General features: G+C 65.0%; 22 protein-coding genes. 15 read left to right on the top strand and 7 right to left on the bottom strand.

The genetic code is table 11. The features are described from left to right. Positions 1-14: 14 nt before the first annotated feature. Positions 15-971, bottom strand: a complete 957-nt coding sequence (gene trxB / locus DENOEST_RS12610) for a thioredoxin-disulfide reductase (RefSeq protein WP_145771191.1) — start codon at positions 969-971, stop codon at positions 15-17. Between the two features lie 98 nt (positions 972-1069). On the opposite strand from trxB, the gene DENOEST_RS12605 reads away from it, so the two are divergent. From DENOEST_RS12605 to DENOEST_RS12580, 6 genes are all read left to right on the top strand, one after another. Then, entirely contained in the window at positions 1070-1744 is a 675-nt protein-coding gene (locus DENOEST_RS12605; RefSeq protein ID WP_183148250.1) for a Crp/Fnr family transcriptional regulator, read from the top strand. 117 nt (positions 1745-1861) lie between these two features. Then, positions 1862-4168 carry a DNA translocase FtsK gene (locus DENOEST_RS12600; protein WP_145771190.1) on the top strand — a complete coding sequence of 769 codons (2307 nt, stop codon included), beginning with the start codon at positions 1862-1864 and terminating at the stop codon, positions 4166-4168. Between the two features lie 29 nt (positions 4169-4197). Continuing rightward, positions 4198-4812 (top strand): outer membrane lipoprotein chaperone LolA, encoded by a 615-nt coding sequence (gene lolA / locus DENOEST_RS12595; RefSeq protein WP_145771189.1) that lies wholly within the window; start codon positions 4198-4200, stop codon positions 4810-4812. A 213-nt stretch (positions 4813-5025) separates the two neighbouring features. Next, the gene (locus tag DENOEST_RS12590) at positions 5026-5232 is read left to right on the top strand and encodes a cold-shock protein (protein ID WP_145771188.1); all 207 of its coding nucleotides are present in this window, start codon (positions 5026-5028) and stop codon (positions 5230-5232) included. Between the two features lie 130 nt (positions 5233-5362). Continuing rightward, positions 5363-5623: a translation initiation factor IF-1 gene (infA, locus tag DENOEST_RS12585; protein WP_145771186.1), complete on the top strand. Its 261-nt coding sequence runs from the start codon at positions 5363-5365 to the stop codon at positions 5621-5623. A 17-nt stretch (positions 5624-5640) separates the two neighbouring features. Further along, positions 5641-6330 (top strand): class I SAM-dependent methyltransferase, encoded by a 690-nt coding sequence (locus DENOEST_RS12580; RefSeq protein WP_197970611.1) that lies wholly within the window; start codon positions 5641-5643, stop codon positions 6328-6330. 11 nt (positions 6331-6341) lie between these two features. Here the strand turns inward: DENOEST_RS12580 and mnmC are convergent, their stop codons facing one another. Further along, positions 6342-8276 (bottom strand): bifunctional tRNA (5-methylaminomethyl-2-thiouridine)(34)-methyltransferase MnmD/FAD-dependent 5-carboxymethylaminomethyl-2-thiouridine(34) oxidoreductase MnmC, encoded by a 1935-nt coding sequence (gene mnmC / locus DENOEST_RS12575; protein ID WP_197970610.1) that lies wholly within the window; start codon positions 8274-8276, stop codon positions 6342-6344. A gap of 64 nt (positions 8277-8340) precedes the next feature. Further along, positions 8341-9561 (bottom strand): NADH:flavin oxidoreductase, encoded by a 1221-nt coding sequence (locus DENOEST_RS12570; protein WP_145771184.1) that lies wholly within the window; start codon positions 9559-9561, stop codon positions 8341-8343. Positions 9562-9757: 196 nt separating this feature from the next. Between DENOEST_RS12570 and DENOEST_RS12565 the strand changes: the two genes are divergently transcribed. The 5 genes from DENOEST_RS12565 to DENOEST_RS12545 all read left to right on the top strand — a co-directional run bounded on the left by DENOEST_RS12565 (position 9758) and on the right by DENOEST_RS12545 (position 16277). After that, positions 9758-11863, top strand: coding sequence for a TonB-dependent receptor (locus DENOEST_RS12565; RefSeq protein WP_145771182.1), 2106 nt, complete (start codon positions 9758-9760; stop codon positions 11861-11863). A 4-nt stretch (positions 11864-11867) separates the two neighbouring features. Further along, a complete protein-coding gene (locus tag DENOEST_RS12560) occupies positions 11868-13013 on the top strand; it encodes a sialidase family protein (RefSeq protein ID WP_145771180.1) in 1146 nt (381 codons plus the stop codon). Then, the gene (locus DENOEST_RS12555) at positions 13010-13486 is read left to right on the top strand and encodes a TlpA family protein disulfide reductase (RefSeq protein WP_145771178.1); all 477 of its coding nucleotides are present in this window, start codon (positions 13010-13012) and stop codon (positions 13484-13486) included. Before DENOEST_RS12560 ends, DENOEST_RS12555 begins: the two co-directional genes overlap by 4 nt. Further along, complete coding sequence (locus DENOEST_RS12550; RefSeq protein WP_145771177.1) at positions 13483-14103, top strand: energy transducer TonB; 621 nt, start codon at positions 13483-13485, stop codon at positions 14101-14103. The genes DENOEST_RS12555 and DENOEST_RS12550 overlap by 4 nt, the downstream gene beginning before the upstream one ends. 83 nt (positions 14104-14186) lie before the next feature. Further along, complete coding sequence (locus DENOEST_RS12545; protein ID WP_145771176.1) at positions 14187-16277, top strand: TonB-dependent receptor; 2091 nt, start codon at positions 14187-14189, stop codon at positions 16275-16277. A gap of 73 nt (positions 16278-16350) precedes the next feature. Here DENOEST_RS12545 and DENOEST_RS12540 read toward each other — a convergent pair whose 3' ends face one another. Next, entirely contained in the window at positions 16351-17115 is a 765-nt protein-coding gene (locus tag DENOEST_RS12540) for an enoyl-CoA hydratase/isomerase family protein (protein ID WP_145771175.1), read from the bottom strand. Positions 17116-17391: 276 nt separating this feature from the next. Here DENOEST_RS12540 and DENOEST_RS12535 point away from each other — a divergent pair, with 276 nt between their 5' ends. Continuing rightward, positions 17392-18141: a glucose 1-dehydrogenase gene (locus DENOEST_RS12535; protein WP_145771174.1), complete on the top strand. Its 750-nt coding sequence runs from the start codon at positions 17392-17394 to the stop codon at positions 18139-18141. 107 nt (positions 18142-18248) lie between these two features. Here DENOEST_RS12535 and DENOEST_RS12530 read toward each other — a convergent pair whose 3' ends face one another. The 3 genes from DENOEST_RS12530 to DENOEST_RS12520 all read right to left on the bottom strand — a co-directional run bounded on the left by DENOEST_RS12530 (position 18249) and on the right by DENOEST_RS12520 (position 21174). After that, positions 18249-19277 carry a GSU2403 family nucleotidyltransferase fold protein gene (locus DENOEST_RS12530; protein WP_145771172.1) on the bottom strand — a complete coding sequence of 343 codons (1029 nt, stop codon included), beginning with the start codon at positions 19275-19277 and terminating at the stop codon, positions 18249-18251. Positions 19278-19408: 131 nt separating this feature from the next. Beyond that, on the bottom strand, positions 19409-19936 hold the full coding sequence (locus DENOEST_RS12525; protein ID WP_145771170.1) for a response regulator transcription factor: 528 nt from the start codon (positions 19934-19936) through the stop codon (positions 19409-19411). Beyond that, complete coding sequence (locus DENOEST_RS12520; RefSeq protein WP_145771169.1) at positions 19933-21174, bottom strand: ATP-binding protein; 1242 nt, start codon at positions 21172-21174, stop codon at positions 19933-19935. The genes DENOEST_RS12525 and DENOEST_RS12520 overlap by 4 nt, the downstream gene beginning before the upstream one ends. Before the next feature lie 120 nt (positions 21175-21294). Here DENOEST_RS12520 and DENOEST_RS12515 point away from each other — a divergent pair, with 120 nt between their 5' ends. The 3 genes from DENOEST_RS12515 to DENOEST_RS12505 are packed head-to-tail and all read left to right on the top strand — an operon-like array spanning position 21295 to position 25431. Then, positions 21295-21750: a copper chaperone PCu(A)C gene (locus DENOEST_RS12515; RefSeq protein ID WP_145771166.1), complete on the top strand. Its 456-nt coding sequence runs from the start codon at positions 21295-21297 to the stop codon at positions 21748-21750. 44 nt (positions 21751-21794) lie between these two features. Then, positions 21795-25202 (top strand): class I SAM-dependent DNA methyltransferase, encoded by a 3408-nt coding sequence (locus DENOEST_RS12510; protein ID WP_145771161.1) that lies wholly within the window; start codon positions 21795-21797, stop codon positions 25200-25202. A gap of 7 nt (positions 25203-25209) precedes the next feature. After that, positions 25210-25431 (top strand): hypothetical protein, encoded by a 222-nt coding sequence (locus tag DENOEST_RS12505; protein WP_145771160.1) that lies wholly within the window; start codon positions 25210-25212, stop codon positions 25429-25431. Positions 25432-25469 lie beyond the last annotated feature (38 nt).

Below are 25469 nucleotides of genomic sequence, written 5' to 3'. Positions count from 1 at the left end.
CCCCCGGATACTGATCAGCCCAGGCTGTCCAGATAGCGCTCGGCGTCCAGAGCGGCCTGGCAGCCGGTGCCGGCGGAGGTGATGGCCTGGCGGTAAACCGTGTCCTGTACGTCACCGGCGGCGAATACGCCGGGCAGGCTGGTGGCCGTGGCATTGCCGTGGCGGCCACCCTTGGTGACGATGTAGCCGTTCTCCATCTCCAATTGGCCGGCAAAGATGTCGGTGTTGGGTTTGTGGCCGATGGCGATGAACACGCCTTGCACCGGGATATCTTCGGTGGCGCCGGATTGCACGTCCTTGATGCGCATGCCGGTGACTCCGCTCTTGTCGCCCAGCACCTCGTCCAGCACGGCGTTCCAGCGGATGGTGACCTTGCCGGCCTTTTCCTTCTCGAACAGTTTGTCCTGCATGATCTTTTCGGCGCGGAACCTGTCGCGGCGGTGGACCACCGTCACATGGCTAGTGATATTGGCCAGATAGAGGGCCTCCTCCACTGCCGTGTCGCCGCCGCCGATCACGGCAACCGGCTGGTTCTTGTAAAAGAATCCGTCACAGGTGGCGCAGGCGGAAACCCCCTTGCCGGCGAAGGTCTCTTCCGATGGCAGGCCCAGGTACTGGGCCGAGGCGCCGGTGGCGATGATCAGGGCATCGCAGGTGTATTCGCCGGCATCGCCGATCAGACGCATGGGTTTCTCGGTTAGCCTCGCGGTGTGGATATGATCGAAGATCATCTCGGTGTTGAAGCGGGCCGCGTGCTTTTCGAAGCGGGCCATCAGTTCCGGTCCCTGTACTCCGTCCACGTCGGCGGGCCAGTTGTCCACATCGGTGGTGGTCATCAACTGGCCGCCCTGGGCCAGACCGGTGATCAGCACCGGGTTCAGGTTGGCCCGGGCTGCATAAACTGCGGCAGTATAGCCAGCGGGGCCGGAGCCGAGAATCAGCAAGGGGGAATGACGAACAGTGGTGCTCATGGGGAAAACCTTTCCTGGGGGATGGAACTTGAACGGAATTATACTTGCCACCGTTGCCGCGGAATTTGCGCGGCCCCATTGACGGAGCCTATCGAGCCATGTCCGGCGTATCCCATACTGTCATGCGTTCCCTGCCCATCTTCGAGCACCTCGACGACGATAGGCTGATGCCCATCGCCCGGGTTGCTTCCTTGCGTCATGCTCCCCGTGGCATCCGGGTGGTGCAGGAGGGAGATCATACCGACAACATATATTTCGTCATCAATGGCAATCTCAAGGTTCTGGTGACCGACGAAGAGGGGCGGGAAGTCATCCTGTCCATGCTGGGGCAGGGCGAAATGTTCGGCGAAATGGGAGTGCTGGACGATCATCCTCGTTCCGCCAGCGTGGTGACGACCCAGCCCAGTGATCTGGTGGTCATCTCCAAGACGGAATTCCAGCAATGTCTGGCCAGCAATTTCGATATTTCCCTCTTCATCATGCGCGGTCTGGCCCACCGGTTGCGTCAGGCCGACCGCAAGATCGAAAGTCTGGCTCTGATGGATGTCTATGGTCGGGTGGCGCGCTTGCTGCTGGACATGGCTGAGGAAAAGGATGGGGTTCTGCGTGTTACCCGGCGTATTACCAAGCAGGACATCGCCAAGATGATCGGCGCCTCCCGGGAAATGGTGAGCCGGGTCATGAAGGATCTGCAGCAGCGGGGCCTGATCGAGGAGGCGGAGGGTGGTCAGATTCTGCTGCGGGAACAACTGGGTAGTCCGAATACGCAGTAGCCCTGTAGCCGTTGCCGAACGAATGCCGGGATAGACCCCCCTTCCCGCCCATATTCCCGGCTTTTTTACGCTGTTCCCTCGCAATAATCGACACCGTCTTCTAGGTGGATCCCCCCCATGGCTGTTCTCGATACCCTGCGCCCGGCCGAGGCTCGGCCCCTGCCCGAAAAGATTGTTGCCCTCGTCAATGAGGCCCGCTGGTTGCTGCTGGCTGCGGTGGGCTTTTACCTCGGTCTGGTGCTGTGGGGCTTCGATCGGGCCGATCCGGGATGGTCCCATGCCGCAGCAGGGGGAGGGGTAGTCAATCCGGGAGGGCGTCTGGGAGCCTGGCTGGCCGACCTGCTGTTCTATCTGTTCGGGCTTTCGGCCTGGTGGTGGGTACTTTTCCTGTTGCTCATCGTGGCCTGGGGCTATCGTCGCCTGGAGGGGCTGGCGGTGGGAGACCGTCGCCCCCTGTTGATCGCCGCCGCCGGCTTTGGCGTACTGATGGCCGCCAGTTGTGGGGTCGAGGCGATACGTTACTGGAGCCTGTCCACGCCCCTGCCTTTCAGTCCCGGCGGCTTGCTGGGGCATGAAGTGGCCCGCTATGCCGCTCGATTCCTGGGGTTTAATGGCGGTACCCTGATTCTCCTTGCCCTCGGTGGCGTCGGCTTCAGCGTATTTACCGGCATGTCCTGGTTGCGCCTTGCGGAAGTTGTCGGCACCCTGCTGGAACAGGCCTGCCTGGGTGCCCTGGGCCTGGCTCGGACCTGGCAGGACCGTCGCTATGGTCGGGTGGTGGCGGAGAAGCGGGAGGCTGTGGTGGAAGTGCAGCGCAAGAGGGTGGAAGAAAATCCGCCGCCGCCGATCAAGATCGAAACCGTGGAACTGGAGGTACCGGTGGCCCCCAAGGCCGTGGCCCGGGCCGAGAAGGAGCGCCAGGCCCCGATGTTCTTCGATGCCCCCGGCGAGGCGCTGCCTCCCCTGCATCTGCTGGACGAGCCCTCCCACAATCCAGATGACCTGCCCGCCACCGATACCCTGGAATTCACGTCCCGCCTGATCGAGCGCAAGCTGGCCGACTTCGGCGTCGAGGTGAAGGTGCTCTCCGCCCTGCCGGGTCCCGTGGTGACCCGTTACGAGATCGAGCCCGCCACCGGCATCAAGGGCAGTCAGATCGTCGGTTTGGCCAAGGATCTGGCCCGTTCCCTGTCTCTGGTCAGTGTGCGGGTGGTGGAGACCGTGCCGGGCAAGTCCTGCATGGCCCTGGAACTGCCCAATCCCAAGCGGCAGACGGTGCGCCTGTCCGAGATCATTGGCTCCAAGGCCTACCATAACCTGCATTCGCCTCTGGCCATGGCCCTGGGCAAGGACATCGGCGGTTTGCCCGTGGTGGTGGACCTGGCCAAGATGCCCCATCTGCTGGTGGCGGGTACTACCGGTTCCGGCAAGTCCGTGGGCATCAACGCCATGATCCTGTCCCTGCTCTACAAGTCCGAGCCCAAGGACGTGCGGATGATCATGGTGGACCCCAAGATGCTGGAATTGTCCATCTACGAGGGCATCCCCCACCTGCTGGCGCCGGTGGTCACGGATATGAACAAGGCCGCCAATGCGCTCCATTGGTGCGTGGGCGAGATGGAAAAGCGCTACAAGCTGATGTCGGCCATGGGAGTGCGCAATCTGGCCGGCTTCAACACCAAGATTCGGGAGGCGGAGAAGGCCGGGCAGCACATTCCCAACCCCTTCCCTCTGGTGCCGGAATCCCCCGAACCCCTGAAAACCATGCCCTATATCGTGGTGGTGATCGACGAGTTGGCCGATCTGATGATGGTGGTGGGAAAGAAGGTGGAGGAGCTGATCGCCCGTCTGGCCCAGAAGGCCCGGGCTGCCGGCGTCCACCTGATTCTGGCTACTCAGCGCCCCAGCGTGGACGTTATTACTGGCCTGATCAAGGCCAACATTCCCACTCGCATTGCTTTTCAGGTCAGCAGCAAGATCGACTCCCGCACCATTCTCGACCAGATGGGTGCCGAGGCTTTGCTGGGACAGGGGGACATGCTTTTCCTCGCTCCTGGCACCGGCCTCCCGGCCCGGGTGCATGGCGCCTTCGTTGCCGACGACGAAGTGCACCGGGTGGTGGAGCATCTGCGCAAGGTGGGCGTGCCTGAATATATCGATGACATTCTTACCGCGCCAGCGGCCGAGGCTGACGGACTGGGAGGCGACTCCTCCGGCGATGCCGAGGCTGATCCCATGTACGACCAGGCCGTGGAAGTGGTGCTGAAGACCCGGCGGCCATCCATCTCCCTGGTCCAGCGTCATCTGCGCATCGGCTACAACCGGGCTGCACGCCTGATCGAAGCCATGGAACATGCCGGTCTGGTATCGCCCATGAATGGCGCCGGGGGGCGCGAAGTCCTGGTGCCGGAGCAATCGGAGTAGGGGGCTGCTTCCCCGGTACAATCCGCAGCATGCGCATCCATCATTTCAAGCTCCTGGCAACGCTCTGGGGCCTGCCCCTGCTGGCAGGGGCCTCCGGCCTGGATCAGCTGCATGCATTCCTGGGGGAAACCCGGGCGGCCAAGGGCAGTTTCAGCCAGACCGTGGTTGGCAAGTCCGGGCGCAAGGCCCGGCAGTCGTCCGGCAGCTTTCTGATGCAGCGGCCGGGCAAGTTCCGCTGGTCCTATGACAAACCCTATGTCCAGCTTCTGGTCAGCGATGGCGAACGGCTCTGGAGCTTCGACCCGGACCTGAACCAAGTCGTTGTCAAGAAAGTGGGCCAGGCCCTGGGGTCCAGCCCGGCGGCCTTATTGGCGGGGGAAACCCTGGAACGGAATTTCGACCTGAAGGAAGGGGGCACAGCCGGTGGCCTGGAATTTGTCGAGGCTACGCCCCGGGCCCAGGATGCCAGTTTCCAGAAGGTACGTATTGGCCTCAGGGACAAGCTGCCCATGACGATGGAGATTCAGGATAATTTCGGCCAGACCACGACGTTGCACTTCTCCCGCTTCGAACCCAATCCATCCTTCAGTTCCGGGTTGTTCCGCTTCACTCCTCCCAAGGGCGCGGACGTGGTGGGCGAATAACCGGTACCTCCACCGACAGGGTTCGAAAATAAATGTTTGCAAAGCGGGGCAATCCAGTGCATAGTCCCGCCTGCGATCTTCAAGTAGTGCCGTTGTTGTCTGGTTCAGAATCCGCATTTCTGCGGTATTCCTCCCTTCATGATCCTGCCGTCTTGACCTTCGCCCTCATTCAGGGGCAAGCCCCTTTTATTTTTTTTCAGGATATTCAAGATTATGGCAACAGGCACCGTGAAGTGGTTTAACGATTCCAAGGGTTTCGGTTTCATCACTCCCGAAAACGGCGGCGAGGATCTCTTCGCCCATTTCTCCGCGATTCAAGGCCAGGGTTTCAAGACCCTGACCGAAGGTCAGCGCGTTAGCTTCGACATCACCACTGGTCCCAAGGGCCAGCAGGCGTCGAACATCCGTCCGGCGGACTGATAGGCTCCAGACATGGCGAGCCATGTCTGACGCCCGTCAGGGGTCGCCTGGGATTTCCCAGGCCGGCCCTACCGGATAAGCCCGGCGCTGCCGGGTTTTTTTATTCCTGCTTTCCCCTGGAGAGGTGCCTATGGCCAAGGAAGAACTTATCGAAATGAATGGCGTGGTGGATGAAGTGCTGCCGGATTCCCGTTTCCGCGTAATCCTCGACAACGGCCACATGCTGATCGCTTATACCGCAGGCAAGATGCGCAAGCACCACATCCGCATTCTCGCTGGCGACAAGGTTTCCCTGGAACTGTCCCCCTACGACTTGAGCAAGGGACGCATCACCTTCCGGCATATCGAGGGTCGCACACCCGGCGGTGCCCCCCCCCGCCGCAGGCATTGAGCGCCACTGTGCCCTGAATGCCCGCCATGCCTGGTTATGAAGTGAAGCTCCAGACGGTGGTGGTGGCAGGTGGGGCTGATCTGGAAATCAGATCCCTGCTGGATCGCCAGCAATACGCCGATCCCTTCGGTGAAGCCGAAGCCGTCGGCATTTCCCCCGCCTGCTGGCCTCTGTTCGGCCAAGTCTGGCCATCGTCCCAGAAGCTCGCCGATCTGATGCAGGTCTGGGACCTGGGCAATCGCCGGGTGCTGGAGATTGGCTGCGGTCTGGGGCTGCCCAGTCTGGTGATCCATCGCCGTGGCGGAAACATCACAGCCAGCGACTGCCATCCTCTGACCGAGCCCTTCCTTCGTGCCAATCTGCTGCTGAATCATCTCGTCGGCCTGGAGTACCGGGTCGGCAACTGGGGCCGCTCCGCCCCAGCCATGGGGGAGTTCGACCTGATCATCGGCAGCGATGTGCTCTACGAACGCAATCATCCCGAGCAACTGGCGGCATTCCTCCAACTGCATGCGGCGGCCGGGGCCGAAGTGCTGATCATCGATCCGAACCGGAGCAACCGCCGGGCCTTCCACCGGGCCATGGCCCTGCTGGGTTTCGACCTGACGGAGACCCTGCTGGATATGCCTCTCGATGATGGCAGTCCCTATCGGGGCCGCCTGCTGCACTATCGGCGCGAATCCGCCGACAGCGCGACGGTGGTTTAGTCCGTGAAGGTTTAGCCTTCGCCGCCACCCGGCTCGAATTTCTGCCGCAGTAGAAATCTGGCCGGGTCCACCGTGGCCGCCAACTGGGCCTCCAGGGGCAGGGGATCGCTGTTGATCTGGCTGGCCAGCAATTCCGCCATCAGCACCGACCACACCAGGCCCCGGGCACCGTAGCCCGAAGCCACATGGAGTCCGGGCCATCGTTCCACCGCCGAAAAATCCCGCCCCTGGGGCCGGGCGCCGGGATGGTGCAGTTGCCCCAGCATCGGCAGCTTGTCCGGGGATACGGGACGAAAGCCTACCCGGCCTTCCCAGGTCGCCAGGGGAGCCTCAATCTCGTAATCGGGCAGCATGCTCAATAGCCGGGCACGGTTGGCCTGCTGATCGGCCTCGCTAAGACCGGGTTCTCCCTCCCGCTGGAAGCTCGCGCCGACGCAGAGCCGTCCGTGTCGGGGCGGCGACACATAACCCTCCCGGCACACCACCGAACGCAAGGTCTGGGCCGAACCTACCGGCAGGTGACTGACCTGGCCGCGGAAGCGGAACAGAGGCAGGTGAGCGCTTTGGGGCAGGCGCAGCAGATCATGGGCGCTGGCCAATACCAGATGGGGTGCCTCGGCCAGGTTATGGCCCGCCGCGTCCAGCACCCGCCAGCCGCCGTCGGTCAGAGGTTCGATGGCGTCCACTGCCACGCCGAAATGAGTTTGCAGGCCTGGCCCTGCCAACTCCAGGGCGGCCCGGCACAGGCTGGGGGGATTCCACCAGGCGCCGCCGCCGAACCACCAGCCGCCATCAGCCACCGACTGGCCCGCCAGGGCGCTGGCCTCGTCCTGCTCGACAAAGCGCACATAACTCTCCGGAAAGCCGCAACGGGCGAGAATCTCCCGCTGTTTCTGACTATGGGCCTCGTTGCGGGCAATCTGCAGCACGCCGCAGGCCTCCCCCTCGATTTCCGCGCCGGCCGCCCGCCACTGGGCCACCTGGCGCAGGGCATGGAGATAGCAGGCCCGGTTGAGGCGGGAGGCCCGGTTGTCGTCCAGGGACAGCATGGGCAGCATCACCGCCGTCAGGTTGCCCGAGGTTTCCATGGCCGGCGCCTCCCGGCGCTCGAACAAATCCACCCGCCAGCCGCGCCGCGTCAGGGCCTCGGCGCAAAGGGCTCCGGCCAGACCGGCGCCGACCACGATGGCCTGCCGTTCGATGGTGGAGGGAATACTTTCGTCACCGGAGCCGAAGCGCCCCGCCAGCATTTGCCGCTTGGGCGCCAGGCCGGGACGCTTCTCCAGGACGAAGCCGGCCGCCGCCAGGGCCTGGCGCACCGGCCCGGCCACGGTCCAGGTGGCCAGGGTCGTGCCGGGCCGGCACAGCAGTCCGATTTCCGTCAGCAGTCGGGGTGACCAGAGTTCGGCATTGTGGGTGGGAGAAAACCCATCCAGGTAAAGGGCATCGGGTTCGGCAACGAACTGGGGTACGGCCTCCAGGGCATCCCCCAGGGCCAGGGTCAGCACCACCCGCCCCCCCTCGAACTCCAGCCGGTGGAAACCTGCCGTCAGTTCCGGCCAGTGGGCCTGCAACTGGTGGGCGAGGGGTGACAGTTCGGGATAGTGGGTATGCAGTCGGGCCAGATCCTCGCGGCGGAAGGGATGTTTTTCCACCGACAGGAAATGCAGCCACCCACAGCGTTGTTCGTCCGCCTTCCAGGCTGCCCAGGTGGCGAGAAAATTCAGCCCCTGGCCGAAGCCGGTCTCCAGGATGACGAAGCGCTCCCGCCCCTGCCAGCGCTGCGGCAGGCCGTTGCCGGCCAGGAACACATGGCGGGCCTGGGCCAGGCCGCCGACGCTGGCGTGGTAGATGTCGTCGTAGTTTGCCGAATAGGGTGTGCCGTGCTCGGTGAAGGCCAGTACGGCAGGTTCGATGGCGGGCATGGGGCGGGGGAGGGCGGGCAACGGGCGAAGCCGCGCATTCTACGGCGCTCCGCCCCCGGAACCCCCGTCCCCGATGCTGCTGCCGTCAGGCGGCGGCCCGGACCCGGTTCAGGGCCGGGTCGTTGGGCGGGTTCATCACGCACCAGGTGCCGGCCGGGTGGTAGATGTAGGGCACGCAGCGGTTGCAGTTGGTGCAGCCGGACTGGGTCAGTTCGCCGCTCTTGAACTTGTTCACCAGGCCGGTGTCGTGGATCAGGGCCCGGGCCATCACCACCGCCTCGAAGCCGTCCTGCATCGCCGTCTGGGCATTGGCCAGGGATTTGGCGCCGCCCAGGTAGCCCAGGGCCACCTTCGTCGCGGCGCGGATCTGGCGGGAGTATTCGAGGAAGTACATTTCCTTGAAAGTCACCTTGGGGGCGCCGAACTGGGACAGCTTGAAGGCGATGCTGGCCTTCTTGCCCAGCACCTTTTCCATCTCCTCCACGTTGTGATTGCTGCCGAACATGAAGGCGCCGGATTCCACGTTGCGGCCGCCGGAAAGCACCAGCATGTCGGCACCGGCCTGGTCCAGGATGTTGGCGGTGACGATGGCGTCCTCCACGGTGGCGCCGCCCTTGACGCCGTCGGAGACGTTGATCTTGGCCAGCACCGCCATGTCCTTGCCCACCGCGGCCTTCACTGCCGCCAGGACCGCAGCCGGAAAGCGGGCCCGGTTCTCGGCGCTGCCGCCGTACTGGTCCCGGCGCTTGTTGTTGAAGGGGGAGAGGAACTGGTTCAGCAGATAGCCATGGCCCATGTGCAGCTCCACGGCGTCCAGCCCGGCTTCGCGGCAGACCCGGGCGGCGGCGGCGAATTCGCCGATCACCTGGGCCATGTCGTCCTCGTTCATGGCCCGGCTCCACCAGTTGCCGGAGAGCAAGCCCGCCTTGTTGAAGCCGCTGCAGGCGCTCATCAGCCGTCCCTGGACCTTGATGCCGGTGACGAACAGGCCGCCATGGGTGAGCTGGTAGGACATCTTGCCGCCTTCGGCATGGACCGCATCGGCCAGGGCCTTGAGGTCGGGAATGATGTCCGGGCGAATCCACACCTGGTTGGGCAGGGTGCGACCGATGGATGAGACCGCGCCGTAGGCTGCCGTGGACATGCCCACGCCGCCTGCGGCCAGATCCCGGTGATGCTTGACCAGGGCCTTGCTGGGGGCGCCGTCCACCACCATGCCCTCGTTGGCGCCCGACTTGATGAAGCGGTTGCGCAGGGTGATGGGGCCCAGTTGCAGGGGATCAAAGGGTGACGGAATCGTAGCCATGGGTTCTCCTCAGGATTATTTTTGTGATTGCGATATGGGTGTTACCCGATGGTTCCATCGGGCTCAGCACGAAGGATAACTTGCCTAGCCAGGTATTGGCTCAAGTCTCCTATCTTCGACTGCGACAATCGGCCGCAGTGTCGCTCCTGAACCTTTGGCTAGCATCCCAGCTGTTGCAATACAGCATGAAAACCAAATGAACGGGATGAACTTCAGGCGCAGGGGGTGCTGGCTGCTGTTGGCGGCAGCAGGATGGGGCAGTCACGCAGGCGCCGAGGAACGGCCCATTTCCGTGGTGATGGTGACTGCCACCCGGGAGGCCCAGTTGCTGCGGGAGGTGCCCGCCGCCGTCACCGTACTGGACGGCGATGGGGTGCGGGACAAGCGGCCCACCCATCCTGGTCAGGTGATGGGCGATGCTCCCGGTGTCTGGGTCAATCAGACCGGCGGCGAGGGCCATGTGACGGCGATCCGCCAGCCCCTGACCACCAACCCGGTCTATCTCTATCTGGAAGACGGGGTGCCGGTGCGCTCCACGGGCTTTTTCAACCACAACGCCCTGTACGAGACCAATGTCCCTCAGTCCGGCGGCATCGAGGTGGTGCGTGGGCCCGGCAGTGCCCTCTACGGTTCCGATGCCATCGGCGGCGTGGTCAATGTGCTGACCCGCAAGCCGCCCCAGGGGCCGGAGGCCGAGGCATCCCTGGACATCGGTCCCTATGGCTGGCAGCGCCTGTTGCTGGGTGGGGGCAGCCGCCATGGCGACGACGCCTGGCGCGGCAGCCTCAATCTGACCCGCACCGACGGCTGGCGCGCCGCCACCGGCTACGAGCGCCAGGCCGGTACGGCTCGCTGGGACCGGGAACTGGGGGGCGGCGCCAGTCTGAAGACCGTGGCCAGCTTTTCCCTCATCGATCAGCAGACCGCCGGCAGTTCCGCCCTGGTCCGGGCCGATTACGAGGACAAACCTCGCAGCAACTACGCGCCGATTTCCTACCGCAAGGTCCAGGCCTTTCGCCTGTCCTCCGCCTACGAACGGCCCCTGGGCGACGCCCTGCTCTCGGTGACGCCCTACCTGCGTTACGACGACATGGAACTGCTGGCCAACTGGTCTCTTTCCTACGATCCCACGGTCTATGACACCCGCAATCATTCGCTTGGGGTCCAGCTCAAGTACCGCCAGGACTTCGCCCCCTTGCGTACCCGGCTGGTGCTGGGCCTGGATGCCGAGAACAGCCCGGGGCGGCGCCTGGAGAATGCGGTCAGCGTCACGGCCAGCGGCAGTGGCGCCTCTCGCCGCTACAGCGCCTACGCCCGGGGCGCCACGGTCTATGACTACCAAGTGGAGTACCGGGGCCTCTCGCCCTATGCCCATCTGGAGCTCTCCCCCACTCAGCGCCTGCGTCTGACGGCGGGCCTGCGCTATGACGATATCCGTTACGACTTCGACAACAGCATCAGCGGCGCCGTGTTGGCCGGGGGGCGCTATTACGGCCAGGCCGCCAGCCAGTCGGTGAGTTTCGGCCACTGGAGCCCCAAGCTGGGGGCCACCTATGAAATCAGCGAGGGCATGAGCGGCTATGTCAGCGCTTCCCATGCCTTCCGCGCCCCCTCCGAGGGCCAGTTGTTCCGCCCCTCGGCCAGCAGCAGCGCCAGTGCCGCCCAGGCGGCGGCCAACGCGGCCCTGGGCATCAAACCCATCAAGGCCGACAATCTGGAAATCGGCCTCAGGGGCCGCAGCAGCTTCGGCCTGAACTATGAGCTTTCCGCCTACCGCCTGGAAAAGCGCGACGACATCCTCAGCTACAAGGACCCGGTGACCAACGCCGCCACGCCGGTCAATGCCGGCCGCACCCTGCACCGGGGCATCGAGGCGGCCCTGGGCCTGGTACTGGGTGGCGGCTGGCGGGCTGACGGGGCACTGTCCCGGGCCTACCATCAGTACCGCTCCTGGCGCATTCCCGGCGCTGCCGACTACAGCGGCAAGGAAATGGAAACCGCACCGCGCCTGATCGCCAACCTGCGTCTGGGCTACGACCAGGGCGGACGCAAGCTGGATCTGGAATGGCGGCGTCTGGGGGACTACTGGATAGACCAGGCCAACACCGCGCGCTACGAGGGCCACAGCCTGCTGAACCTGCGCGGCGAAGTCGCCGTAAACAGCCAATGGTCGGTCTTCGGCAGTGTCCTCAACCTCACTGACCGACGCTATGCCGAGAGTGCCTCCATCAGCTCCGGTGTCGGCACCTATTCGCCGGGCATGCCCCGGGTGGTGAATCTGGGCCTCCAGGGGCGTTGGTGAAACCATGCGTTTCGTCTCCCTGATTCTCGCCTTCCTTGCCCTGGGAGCCTTTGCCGGTGAAGGGCATGGGCCAGTCAAGGCAGGGCTGAAACCGGCCCTGGCCGCTGGCGTCGCCCTGGATGGGGCGGGGCGCTTGTGGTGGGCCTGGACCGAGGCGGGGCATGTCCATGTGCAGCCCGAGGGCGGGACTGCCCACCGGGTCAATGCTGTTCCGGAAATAGTGGCGGCCGATGGCGAGAACCGTCCCAAGCTGGCCTTCGGTCCCAAGGGCGAGGTCTTCGTGAGCTGGACCCGGCCCCTGGGCAAGCCCTATAGCGGCGAGGTGCGCCTGGCCCGCTCCATCGATGGAGGCAACAGTTTCAGTCCGCCGCGCACCGTGAACGACGATCGGCGCGAAATCACCCACCGCTTCGAGTCCATGATCGTGGATGGTGAGGGTCGTCTCTGGCTGGCCTGGATCGACAAGCGGGACCAGGAGGATGCCAAGGCCAGGCGCCAGCCCTATGCCGGCGCGGCGATCTATGTCTCCTCCTCGGCGGACGGGGGCGAACATTTTGGTCCCGACCGCAAGCTCGACGACCACAGCTGCGAATGCTGCCGTCTGGCCCTGACCCTGGACCCCCAGGGGCGGGCCTGGGGGCTGTGGCGGGGCGTGCTGGACCCCAATGTGCGGGACCACAAACTGGCGCCTCTGGACGGAACGTCAGCGCCTGTTCGTGCCACCGCATCGGACTGGCGGGTGGATGCCTGTCCCCATCACGGCCCGGCCCTGGCCATCGGCGGCGATGGCGTGCGTCACCTGGCCTGGTTCTCCGGCAAGGAGGGTGCGGCGGGGCTGTTCTATTCACGTCTCGATGCCTCCGGCCGCTTTCTGGATAAGCCGCTGTCCTTCGGTGGTCGGGGCGCGGCACATCCGGCCCTGGCCATCGCGGGCCAACGCCTGTGGCTGGCCTGGAAACGCTTCGATGGCGAACGCACGGTGCTGGAACTGATGGAGTCGGGCGACGGCGGCGAGCACTGGTCAGCGGCGCGCATCGTGGCGATGACCGAGGGCGCCTCCGACCAACCCCAATTGCTGAACGGCAAGGGTCAGGTGTTGCTGGCCTGGCGCAGCGCCGATCAGGGCTTCATGAAATGGTCCCTGCCATGAGGCACCTGTTCTTCGGTCTTTGCTTGCTGGCCGCCTCGAGTCTGTCCCAGTCCCTGGAGCTGCGGCCCCTGGCCCGGGGCGATTACGGCCGGCTGGTGGCGGAACTGCCGCGACCGGCGGTGGTGATGTTCTGGGCACTGGACTGCGCCTATTGCCGGGAGGAAATGCAGGCCCTGGCTCCCTTCCTGCGCCGCCAGCGGGGCATCGCCCTGGCCACCATCAATACCGACGGTGTCGAACTGGCGCCCCAGGCCGCGCCGGTCATCGCCCGGGCCGGCATGCCGGCAGGCAATGCCTGGATCTTCGCCGACGTGCCCGAGCGTCTGCGCCACGAGGTGGACCCGGCCTGGTACGGGGAACTGCCCCGCACCCATCTGCTGGGCCGGGACGGCTCCGTGGAGACCGTCAGCGGTACCCTCACCCGGGAGCGTTTGCAGGAGTGGTGGTGGCGGCAGAGGCCAGGGGGCCGTTGAAATTTTCAGGCAGCCGTTTCCTGGATGATCCCTCGGCGGGAGCGTCCCGTCTGCCGGCGCTGTTGCTGGCCGGATTGGTCCATGGACTGATGTTGCCCGGTCTCTTGCAGAAAGGCCCGTCAGCTCCTGCGCTTCGGGTGCCCTTCCAGGTGGCCATGATCACGCCGCCCCCGCCGCTACGCCCCATTCCGCAAGTGCCCCGGCACGATCCGCAGCTGCCTCCGGCCTCATCGCCACCGTTGGCGCTGGCCGCCTTGCCGGTACCAGTACCGGCGGACCCTCCCCTGTCGGTTGTCACGCCGGTCTGGGTGGTTCCTGACGTGGCGCCGCCCCTGGTGGCAGCCCGTCTTGACGCGGACTCGCCCCTCAATCTGCCACCCCGCTATCCGGCTTCCTCGCGCCGTGCCCGGGAGGAGGGGACCGTGGTGCTGGTGGTTCGGGTCTCGGCGGAAGGTCTGGCGGAGGAGGTGAGCATCCGCCAGGGCAGTGGTTATCCGGCCCTGGATCAGGCAGCCCTGGAGGCGGTGCGCCGCTGGCGTTTCCTTCCGGTGCCGCGTGGCGAACAGCGGCTGGCGGCCAGCGTGGTGGTACCGGTGGAGTTCAGCCTGGATCGTTGAGGGCAGTGCCGCTGCGGCAATTGGCCACATTCCCGGTACCGGCAAGCTTGCCTAGCATGCGCCACTTTGCTTGAGGAATTGTGATGCGCAGAATCCACCTTGCCGTCCTGATGGCCCTGCCTTTCGGCGCATGGGCCGCTGATGAGATTGTCATGCCCACCGTCCGGGTACGGGATCAGGCGCTGTATGACCCTCTGGAGGCGCGTCGTCAGGCCTCTGGTAATACGGCGACGCTATTGAGCGTCAATCCGGGCCTCAGCCTTTACAGCGGTGGCGGGGTCTCCAGCCTGCCGGCCATCCACGGCCTGGCCGACGACCGGATCAAGATCCGGGTGGATGGGGCCGAGATCACCTCCGCCTGCGGCAACCACATGAATCCGCCCCTGTCCTATATGGATCCGAGCCGGGTGGACCGGATGGAGGTCCTGGCCGGCATCACCCCCGTCAGTCAGGGGGGCGACAGCATCGTCGGCACCATCGCGGTGGCTTCCTCCAGGCCTGTGTTTGCCCGTGCTGGCGAGGGCTTGCGCAAGGAGGGCAGTCTGTCCCTCAAGGTCCGCAGCGTGAATAACGGAACCGCCGCGGCCTTCTCCGCTGCCGTCGCCAGCGACAGCCTGAGCCTGGGCTACGGGGCCTCGGTGGATCGGGGCGAGAGTTACCAGGACGGCAAGGGCCGCAAGGTACTCGACACCCTCTACGAGTCCCACAACCAGTCCCTGACCCTGGGCCTGCGCGGTGACAACGACGAATGGACCCTGAGGCTGGGCGAGCAGCGCATTCCCTATCAGGGCTATCCCAACCAGTACATGGACATGGTGGGCAATCATGGTGTTTCCGCCAATCTGGGCTACAGCGGCCGCTTCGGCTGGGGCAGGCTCGACGCCAGGTTCTACTGGCAGGATACGGAACATCGCATGGGTTTCTTTACCCAGGAGAAAAGCGGCAAGATGCCCATGAACACACGGGGTCAGGACATCGGCTATCGGGTGCAGGGGGAGTTTCCCCTGGCCAGCGGCGACAAGCTGCACCTGGGCCATGAACTGCATCGTCATACCCTGGACGATTGGTGGCCGCCGGTGGCGGGCACGGGCATGAGTCCCAACACCTATGTCAATCTGAACAATGGCCGCCGGGACCGCCTGGCCTTTTTCGCTGAATGGGATGCCCGATTGGATGCTCGGTGGTCCGGGCAAATGGGCCTGAGGGATGAAGTGGTGAAGACCGATGTCGGGGATGCACAGCCCTATAGCTGGACCACCATGATGCAGGCTGTCGATGCCGCCGCAGCCAGGGCCTTCAACGGCCGTGACCGTTCCCGGCGCGACAACAATCTGGATATCACTGTGCTGGTCCGCTACGAGGCCGATCCTGCCGCCCGCTACGAGTTCGGCTACGCCCGCAAGACCCGTTCCCCCAACCTTTACGAGCGCTATTCCTGGGGTCGGGGCACCATGGCCATGCGCATGATCGGCTGGTTCGGGGATGGCAACGGTTACGTCGGCGACATGGACCTGAAGCCCGAAGTGGCCCATACCCTGAGCGCCACCGCCACCTGGAAGGATGCAGGCGGAGAGGCCTGGGAGGTGAAGCTGGCGCCCTACTACAGCTATGTGCGGAATTACATCGACGTGGATGTGCTGGGCAGCTTCGTGCCCTACAGCGTGGTCGGCAACACGGCCTCCCTGCTGCGTTTCGCCAATCATGACGCCCGGATTCATGGCTTCGACCTGTCCTGGAGTGCGTTGGCATGGCGCAGCGCGGTCTATGGCGAGGGCCAATTTACCGGCCGCCTGGCCTACGTCCGCGGCAAGCGTACTGATGGCGGTGACCTCTACCACGTCATGCCCCTCAACCTGAGCCTGGGCCTGGAGCAGACCGTGGGGGCATGGAGCAAGGGCGTGGACGTGCAACTGGTGGAGCGGAAGTTCCGGGTGGATGAGCGCCGCCACGAGTCAGCCACGGGGGGCTATGGCCTGGTGAACCTGAATGCCAGCTATCAATGGACGCCCGCGGTTCGCCTTTCCCTGGGCATCGGCAATCTTTTCGACCGCTATTACGAACTGCCCCTGGGGGGCACCAACCTGGCAGGCCTGAAGGCTACCGCCAGGGGGCCCCTGGGCGTGGTGCCCGGGGCGGGACGCTCCATCGACCTGGGGCTGGCGCTGAAGTTTTGAGCGCCCCCAGGCCGCCTTGCAGCAGCCCCCCAACGGGGGCAAGGAAACCCCCGGGGCGGCCCTTGAGAGGGACTCAGCCCTTCTTCGGTGCCAGGAAGGCTTCCACGGCGGTGCGGAAGTCGTCCCTGGCGGCGCAGCGCAGGAAGGCGGCCTTTTCCCGGTCCAGGCGCTGGCGCAGGGCTTCCCCGTCGCTGAACAGGCCCTTGATCTCCCGGATCGCCTGGGGCGGCAGGGCGGCAATCTTCTTGGCCAGGGTTTCGGCCGCCGCGCCAAGCTGGTCGTCGGCCACCACCTGGGTCACCAGTCCCAGGCTTTGGGCCTGGGCTGCGCCCAGGGCGGCGTTGGTGAGCATCAGTTCCTGGGCGCGCGCCGGGCCGATGCGCCGCTCCAGGGCGTAACTGAGGCCACCGTCACAGGAGACGGCCAGCTTGGGATAGGCCACCACGAACTTGGCGGATTCCGCCGCCACCACCAGGTCCCCAGCCAGGGCCAGAGACAGGCCGCCGCCGGCCGCCGCGCCCTGAACGGCGCAGATCACCGGCACCGGCAGGTTGCGCAGGGCGGCGATGGCGCCATGGAAGCTGTCGATCAGGCGGTCCAGGAAGGGCGCGATGTCGGCCATGTTCTCCTGCATGGAGCGGATGTTGCCGCCGCCGGAAAAGGCCGGGCCGTTGGCCTTGAGCACCACGGCGCGTACCTCGGCGGGTAGGGTTTGGCAGGCGTTCTTCAGGGCCTCGGTGATGTCGAAGTCCACGACGTTCATGGCCTTGGGCTTGTTCACGGTGAGGGTGGCAATGTTGCCTTCGATGGTGACGACGAGGACCGCTTCGGTTTGCATGGAATCTCCTGGGGAACAGCGGAAAGGGTGCGGCGGGCCGCATGGAAACGGCCGAATTCTAGCAATGGGTGCTTGTCATGGCCTATTTCCGGCAATCGATCATCAAATGTGATGCAGGGCGCCTGGGTATCGAGGCCGGGATAAACATGAACAAACCCATCGCTGTGGCCCGCAGGATTTCGGCTAAGATCGGCCGACCGTCCCAATCAGCCCTGGCCCGAGCCTGGGCCGGATGAGAACGACAAAATTTCATTTTCAATTCGAGAGGAGAGCAACGTGGCAGGTTTATTGTTTGAAGGCAAGGCAGCCCTGGTAACCGGCGCCGGCGGTGGCATCGGCCGTGCGGCAGCCATCGCATTTGCCAAGGAAGGCGCATCCGTCATGGTGGCCGATGTGAATGCCGCCGGCTGCGAGGAAACGGTCGGCCTGATCCGTGCTGCGGGTGGCAAGGCCGAGTTCATGCTCTGCAATGTCACCAAGGAAGAGGAAGTGGCGGCCCTGGTGGCAGGGACCGTGGCCAAGTTCGGCCGCCTGGACAGCGCCTTCAACAATGCCGGGATCAGCACCTCCAGGCCCGAGATCAACATGGACGACTTCCGCCGTGTCATCGACATCAACCTGATGGGCGTGGCCTACGGTCTCAAGTACCAGATCGAACACATGATCGCCCACGGCGGCGGCACCATCGTCAATACCGCCTCCATTGCGGGCCTGACCGGTTCCGGCACCCTGGAATACTGCGCCAGCAAGCACGCCGTGGTGGGCATGACCCGCTCCGGCGCCCTGCGTTATGCCAAGCAGGGTGTGCGTGTGAATGCGGTTTGTCCTGGCGTGATTGAAACGCCGATGACCGCTCCCCTGATCAAGGACCCGGCCATGAAGGCCCATCTGGATACCATGTGCCCCATCGGCCGCATGGGCAAGGCCGAGGAAATCGCCGAGGCAGTGATCTGGCTCTGTTCCGCCAAGTCCAGCTTCGTTACCGGCCAGGCCCTGGCGGTGGACGGCGGCTTCATGTGTAGCTGAGGGGTTCGCACATCCTTCGGGAATTGGACTGCCCATCTCCCGACCCCCGCCCCAAGGGCGGGGGTAGCAGAATTGGGCTTCGTCTCAAAAAACAAAATTTTTCAGGTTCATGGCTCCAGGCATTCCATCAGGATGTCTCGCAGCGCCTGGTGAGCTTCCAGCTTCTTCGCCAGATTGCGGTAGAGGGGGCTGATTCTTTTTGCCATGGTTTCGGGTGCTTCCTTGAATGCCAGTTGCAGCGACTGAGCATCCGTTTCCGCAAGCACCGCTGCCAGCGTCAAGGCCTGTTGTTGATCCTTGGCGGCTTTTTCCGGAAATCCTCGTCGGCTGGTGCTGGCATACAGCTTGTGCCAGACCAGTCTGGCGGCCTGGGGCAGTCGTACCGGAATGCAGTGCCCCCCGGCGAGCACGACCCCCGGTTCGGGCGCTTCAAGAAGGTAGTCGTAGTGGGGGATGGACTGGGCTGCCCATTCGAGCTCTGGCACTTGTAATACGGCTCCCAGGGTATTGCCCGGTGCGAGGACATCGACCCGCAATCCCTGGGTGCCGGGTAGTTTGATCGACGTGGAAGGCTGGTTCGATGGCAGTCCCGGCACGGCGACGAACGGTAATCCGGTGGACTGCATGGTGGCCAGAAAGGACAGAGGCGCCGCCAGTTTTAGCGCCTGCCGGCGCGCCAGGTCGATATCCTGGGTTCTGGCGCTGACCGCGATAGCTCCCAACTCGTTGAGCCAGGCCATGTAGCCCAAGGTTCCGACGAGCACCAGTCCGGCTTCAAATGCTCCCCGGTTGTGTAACTCGACCAGCACCCGGGCCACGGACTTGTCCCCCACCTGGAAGCCGAGCTTGCGCAGGGCAATCACCTGGGTCGCAACCCATTCACTGAAGGAGATCTGATCCCTCATGGTTTGCAGGTTTTCGGTCTGCCCGTCCTTACAGACCAGTGTCTCCGCTTGCTTGCCGGGCACCGGGTAGAAGACCCGATACCAGTACGGATGGCCAGTTCCTGTTCGCAGGGTCAGGGTCCCGGGGGTACCGGGCAGCAGCTTGCCAGTAACCGCCACTCGCTCCTTGAGTTCTGCATACTGTGTGCGAAAGGCCAACTCGTGTTCCCGATAGAGCGCTGCCGTGGTCATAAAGATTACCCAATAATATTAATTTCTATTGGGTAAATATAGCAGACTCCGGTTTTACCCAATGAAATCATGAGTCGCTGGGTGATTGGTGATAGAGCCGTGCAGTGATCAAGACCACCTAAGCGGCCGTCTCACTCCTTCACCGGCCGTTTCAACAGCTTGCGTTGCAGGGTGCGCCGGTGCATTTTCAGGGCGCGGGCGGTGGCGGAGATGTTGCCTTCATGTTCCGCCAGCACCCGCTGGATGTGCTCCCACTCCAGTCGGGCCACCGAGAGGGGCTCGGTGCTGGGCGGCTGATTCGGGTTAGGCGCCTTGCCCTGGAGGGCGGCGACGATGGCGTCCGCTTCCGCCGGCTTGGTCAGGTAGTTGTCGGCCCCCAGTTTGATGGCTTCCACCGCCGTGGCGATGCTGGCGTAGCCGGTCAGCACCACGATGCGCAACTGGGGCAGGGCGGCCTTGAGCCGGGGCACCAGGGCCAGGCCCGAGTCGGTGCCGATCACCAAGTCTACCACCGCATAATCGACGCCCGGATGGGCCAGGCTCAGGGCAGTTTCGGCATCATTGGCCACCACGACCTCGAAGCCTCGCCGCTCCAGGGCCCGGGCCGCGATGCGGGTGAAGGTGGGGTCGTCGTCCACCAACAACAGACGTGGATTCATGGCGTCGTCAGCAGGCTGGACAGGGGCAGGCAGAGGCAGGCTTCGGCGCCCTTTTCCCGATTGCGCAATTCCAACCGGCCTCCCAGCCGTTCGGCGGTGGCCCGGGCCAGGAACAGGCCCAGGCCCATGCCATGGGCCTTGCTGCTGTAAGGTGCGTGCCCGGCCAGGCGCAGGGCTTCGGCGCTGAAGCCGGCTCCCCTGTCCTGGACCAGGAAGGCCAGTTCCGCATCCCGCAGTTCCAGTCGCAGCCTGACCAGACCCGGGCTGGCGTCGGCGGCGTTGTTGAGCAGGTCGGTGAGGGCCTGGCTCACCGTGGGTTCGGGCCGGCTGTGGCGGGCCGCCAGTTCGGGGGCGATCTCCAGGGTCGGCAGGGTCTCCGGACGGCGGTGACGAAAGTGGCGCAACAGCCGCGTCATCCAGGCCTCCAGGGTTTCCTGGCGGTCCCGGGCGCTGGACAGGTTGGCCTCCTCCAGCAGACCACTGACGATGTCCCGGCAGCGTTCCACCTGGACCCGCAGTTCCTGGGCGTCTTCGCCCAGGGTGCCGACCGGGGGAGCGCTGGCGGCGATCTCCTCGGCCAGCAGGGTCATGGTGTTCAGGGGCGTGCCCAGGGCGTGGGCGGCGCCGGCGGCCAGGCTGCCCAGGGCGACAATGCGCTCATCCACCAGGGTGCGCTCCCGGGCCGCTGCCAGGCGCCGGTCGCGCTCGCGCAAGGCGGCGCCCATGCGGCCGACGATGCCGACGATCAGCAGGGCCGACAGCACGAAGCTGAGGCCCATGCCCAGCAGATGCAGCTCCGCCACCCTTCCTGCGTCCTCTACCGTGATGGGCACCGCCACCAGCCACAGCAAGCCGTAGGCAAGGCTGGAGAGACAGGCCGTGGCCCAGGCAAAGGAGGCCGGGAGCAGGGCGGCGGCGGCGGCCACCGGCAGTAGGTAAAGGGCAGTGAGGGGATTGGCCACGCCGCCGCTGAAGGCCAGCCAGGCCGTCAGCATCAGTCCGTCCACGCTCAGATGAACGAAGGCCTCGGTCTCGCCCACGGCATGGCGTCGCTGCCGCAGCCAGAAGCCCAGGGCGAGGAGGGCCCACAGGCCGCACAGGCCAAACAGGGCCGGCAAGGAGGGCAGGATGCCGAGAAAGGGCACGGCCAGGCTGCTGAAGACTAGGGCCGCGCCCAGGGCGGCGAGCCGCAGCAGGGTGAGACGGCGCAGGTTGTCGGGAGAAAGTGTCGTGACCATGATCGGAACAGGGAGTCGGCCGATTCTAGCCGAGGGATATGACGGCATCTGCGACAATCTGCCGCGATGCCTGTCGAGACAGCCTCTTAAACTTTATCCATTCCGACCCTGGAGACCGAGATGAAACGAACAACGTTTTTACTGCTGGCGACTGCCTGGAGCGCGGCCGTCCTGGCCGCCGATGTTGAAGTGAAGGAAGCCTGGGTGCGGGCCACGGTATCGGGTCAGCAGGCTACCGGGGCCTTCATGACCCTGGTGAGCAAGAGCGGTGCGACGGTGGTCGGCATCGCCAGCCCGGTGGCCGGCCTGGCGGAAGTCCATGAAATGCGCCTGGAGGGCGGGGTGATGAAAATGCGGCCCCTGCCCCGGTTGGAACTGGAGCCCGGCAAGCCTCGGGTGCTGGGGCCAGGCGGCTATCACGTCATGCTGATGGACTTGAAGCATCCCCTCGCCAAGGGGGAGACCATTCCGCTCACCCTGAAACTGCAAGCCCGGGGAGGCAAGGCCGAAACCCTGGAACTCAAGGCTGAGGTCCGTGACCTGACCGCGTCGGCGGGAGGGCATCAGCACCATTGACCCGTTTGTCTGGCGGAAAGGGCGGGACGCTATACTCCCGCCCCATGCAAGACGCATCCCATTCCCCTGAGCGGATATCCGCCTTTATCGACCGCTGGGCCGCTGCTTCGGGTTCCGAGCGGGCCAATTACCAGCTTTTCATCGGTGAACTCTGCGCATTGCTGGCGCTGCCGATGCCTGAGCCCGCCAAGGACGACGCGGGCGAGAATGCCTACTGCTTCGAGCGCCGCGTCACTTTCCGCCACGGCGATGGCTCCAGTTCCAGTGGCTTCATCGACTGCTATCGGCGCGGCGCCTTCGTGCTGGAGGCCAAGAAGCTCAAGGTCGGCGGCGCCCAAGGATTTGACGATGCCCTGATGCGCGCCCGGGCCCAGGCCGAGGGCTATGCCCGCGCCCTGCCCGCCGACGAGGGCCGGCCCCCCTTCCTGGTGGTGGTGGATGTGGGCAACGTCATCGAGCTGTACGCCGAGTTCTCCCGCAGCGGCGCCACCTACACCCCCTTTCCCGATCCCCGCAGCCACCGCATCGCCCTGGCGGACCTGAGCCGGGAAGAGGTGCGGGAACGCCTGCGCCTGCTCTGGCTCGATCCCCACGCTCTGGACCCCACGCGCCGCTCGGCCCGGGTCACCCGGGAGATCGCCGCCCACCTGGCCGACGTGGCCCGCTCCCTGGAGGGGTCTGGCCATCCCGCCGAGGACGTGGCCGGTTTTCTCACCCGCTGCCTGTTCACCATGTTCGCCGAGGACGTGAAGTTGATCCCGCCGGGCAGCTTCACCCAGTTGCTGCACAGCCTCAAGGACGCCCCCGAGCAGTTCGTGCCCCTGTTGGGCGAATTGTGGCGGGCCATGGACAAGGGTGAATTCTCCGTCGCCATTCGCGCCGCCCTGCCGCGCTTCAATGGCAAGCTGTTCAAGCAGCCACGGGTATTGCCCCTGGACCGGGGACAGATCGGCCTCTTGATCGAGGCCAGCCGGGCCGACTGGACCCAGGTGGAGCCCGCCATCTTCGGCACCCTGCTGGAGCGCGCCCTGGACCCCGCCGAACGCCATGCCCTGGGCGCCCACTACACCCCCCGGGCCTATGTGGAGCGGCTGGTGATGCCCACCGTGATCGAGCCCCTGCGGCAGAGCTGGAACTACGTCCAGGCCGCCGCCCTGGTGCTGGCCGGGGAGGGCAAGGACCGGGAGGCCATCGCCGAACTGCGGGCCTTCCATCAGCGCCTGTGCCAGTTGAAGGTACTGGACCCGGCCTGCGGCAGCGGCAATTTTTTGTACGTCACCCTGGAGCACATGAAGCGCCTGGAAGGCGAGGTGCTCAACCAGCTTCACGCCTTCGGCCACGGCCAGACCCTGCTGGAGACCGAGGGCTTCACCGTGGACCCCCATCAATTCCTGGGCCTGGAGATCAACCCCCGGGCCGCCGCCGTGGCGGAACTGGTGCTGTGGATCGGCTATCTGCAATGGCACTTCCGCACCCAGGGCGCCGGCCTGCCGCCTTCTCCCATCCTCAAGGACTTCCGCAACATCGAATGCCGTGATGCCGTGCTGGCCCACGAGGGCATGGAATACGTCACCGACGAGGGGGGCCAGGTGCAAAGCCGCTGGGACGGCAAGACCTTCAAGACCCATCCCGTCACCGGCAAGCCCGTGCCTGACGAGAGCGCCCAGGTGCCCCTGGAGCGTTACCGCCACCCCCGCCCGGCGGCCTGGCCCGAGGCCGACGTGGTGGTGGGCAACCCGCCCTTCATCGGCGCCGCCACCCTGCGCGCCGCCCTGGGCGACGGCTATGTGGAGGCCTTGCGCGGCGCCTGGCAGGCCGTGCCGGACTCGGCCGATTTCGTCATGTTCTGGTGGCACCAGGCCGCGCAACTCGTGGCCCAAGGGAAACTCTCCCGCTTCGGCTTCATCACCACCAACAGCCTGCGCCAGACCTTTAATCGCCGGGTGGTGCAGCAGGCCCTGGATGAGGGGCTGCATTTGGCCTATGCCGTGCCTGACCACCCCTGGGTGGATAGCGCCGACGGTGCCGCCGTGCGCATCGCCATGACCGTGGCCGCGCCGGGGGCGGGAGAGGGCCGGCTGCTGACGGTGACGGCGGAACGGGAGGGGGACGGCGAAGGCCTGGCGGTGGAATTGGTGGAACGCCGAGGCCTGATCCATTCCGACCTGAGTATTGGGGCGAATGTGGCATCAGTTCAGCCACTACGCGCCAACGAAAATCTTAGCAATCGCGGCTTCCAACTCTTTGGTGGCGGTTTCATTGTCAACCAGGAAGAGTCTGCACGGCTCGAAGCTGATGCGCCGATCAGACTCTATCGCAATGGCCGAGATCTCACTGAGCGACCACGAGATGTCAAAGTCATCGACCTCTATGGTCATAGCGTCGAGGAAGTGCGCCGTTGTTGGCCCGCAACCTATCAGTGGGTGCTGGAGCGGGTGAAGCCGGAGCGGGACCACAATAACCGGGCCAGCTACCGAGATAATTGGTGGATTTTCGGGGAGCCTCGCAAGGTCATGCGTGCTTCTCTTTGTGATCTTTCGCGCTACATCGCCACCGTTGAAACCGCCAAGCACCGGGTTTTTCAGTTCCTGGATGCTGGCATCGCACCGGACAATATGCTGATTGCTATCGCTCAGGATGATGCCTATTTTCTGGGGGTGCTCTCTAGTCGTGTCCATGTTGCTTGGGCCTTGGCTGCCGGCGGCCGCATGGGGATGGGAAACGACCCACGCTATAACAAATCTCGTTGTTTCGAGACCTTCCCCTTTCCCGTCGCCACCCCGGCCCAGCAGGCCCGCATCGGCGACCTGGCCGAACAGCTCGATGCCCTGCGCAAGCGGGTCCTTGCCGAGCATGCAGACCTGACCCTGACCGGGCTCTACAACGTGCTGGAAAAACTGCGGGCCGGCGCGACCTTGAACGCCAAGGAAAAATCCATCCACGAACGGGGCCTGGTGGCGGTGCTGAAGAACCTCCACGACGAGATTGATGTCGCCGTGCTCGATGCTTATGGCTGGTCCGACTTGGCCCTTCGACAGGCTCAGGGCGAACGGAATGGGGATGCCCTGCTGGAACGGCTGGTGGCGCTCAATGCCCAGCGGGCGGCGGAAGAGGCTGCCGGCACGGTGCGCTGGCTGCGTCCGGAGTTTCAGCATCCCACGGCCGTGCCGGTGCAGGAAACCCTGCCAACCGCTTCCGTTCCCCCAGCGCCTGTCGCAGGGAAGAATGCCGCACCCTACGCCCGCGCACCCTGGCCGGCGGATTTGCCGGGTCAGGTGGCCGCCGTGGCCGACCTGCTGGCCTCATCCCCTGGGCCCCTCTCCCTGGAAGACATCGCCACCCGCTTCACGGGACGCGGCAAGTGGAAGGCCCGTTTGCCGCAGATCCTCGACACCCTGGCCGCCCTTGGCCGTGCCCGGGTGGTGGAGGGGGGCTGGACGAGCAGCCTGTAGGTCGCCCGTGGAACTCGAACACAAGGATTTCTACATCGGCCTGGAGTTCTGGACCGAATCCGGGCAGTGGCGCTGCACCGATGTGGGCACACGGACCATCTGCGCCATCAAGCTTGATGCGTCCAGTCCGGACTGGTACAACGGCCCACCCTACGCGGTGGCGGAACATGTGTTCAGCGAGGCCGATTTCGGCGCCCTGTATTCGAGCCGGGAAGACGTGCCTGATTAGTCGTCGGTAGCTCACGCCATAGGCAGTTTGAGGACGCC

This window comes from Denitratisoma oestradiolicum (assembly GCF_902813185.1).
GTDB classification, from domain to species: domain Bacteria; phylum Pseudomonadota; class Gammaproteobacteria; order Burkholderiales; family Rhodocyclaceae; genus Denitratisoma; species Denitratisoma oestradiolicum.
This window is presented reverse-complemented; position numbering and strand designations above follow the sequence as displayed.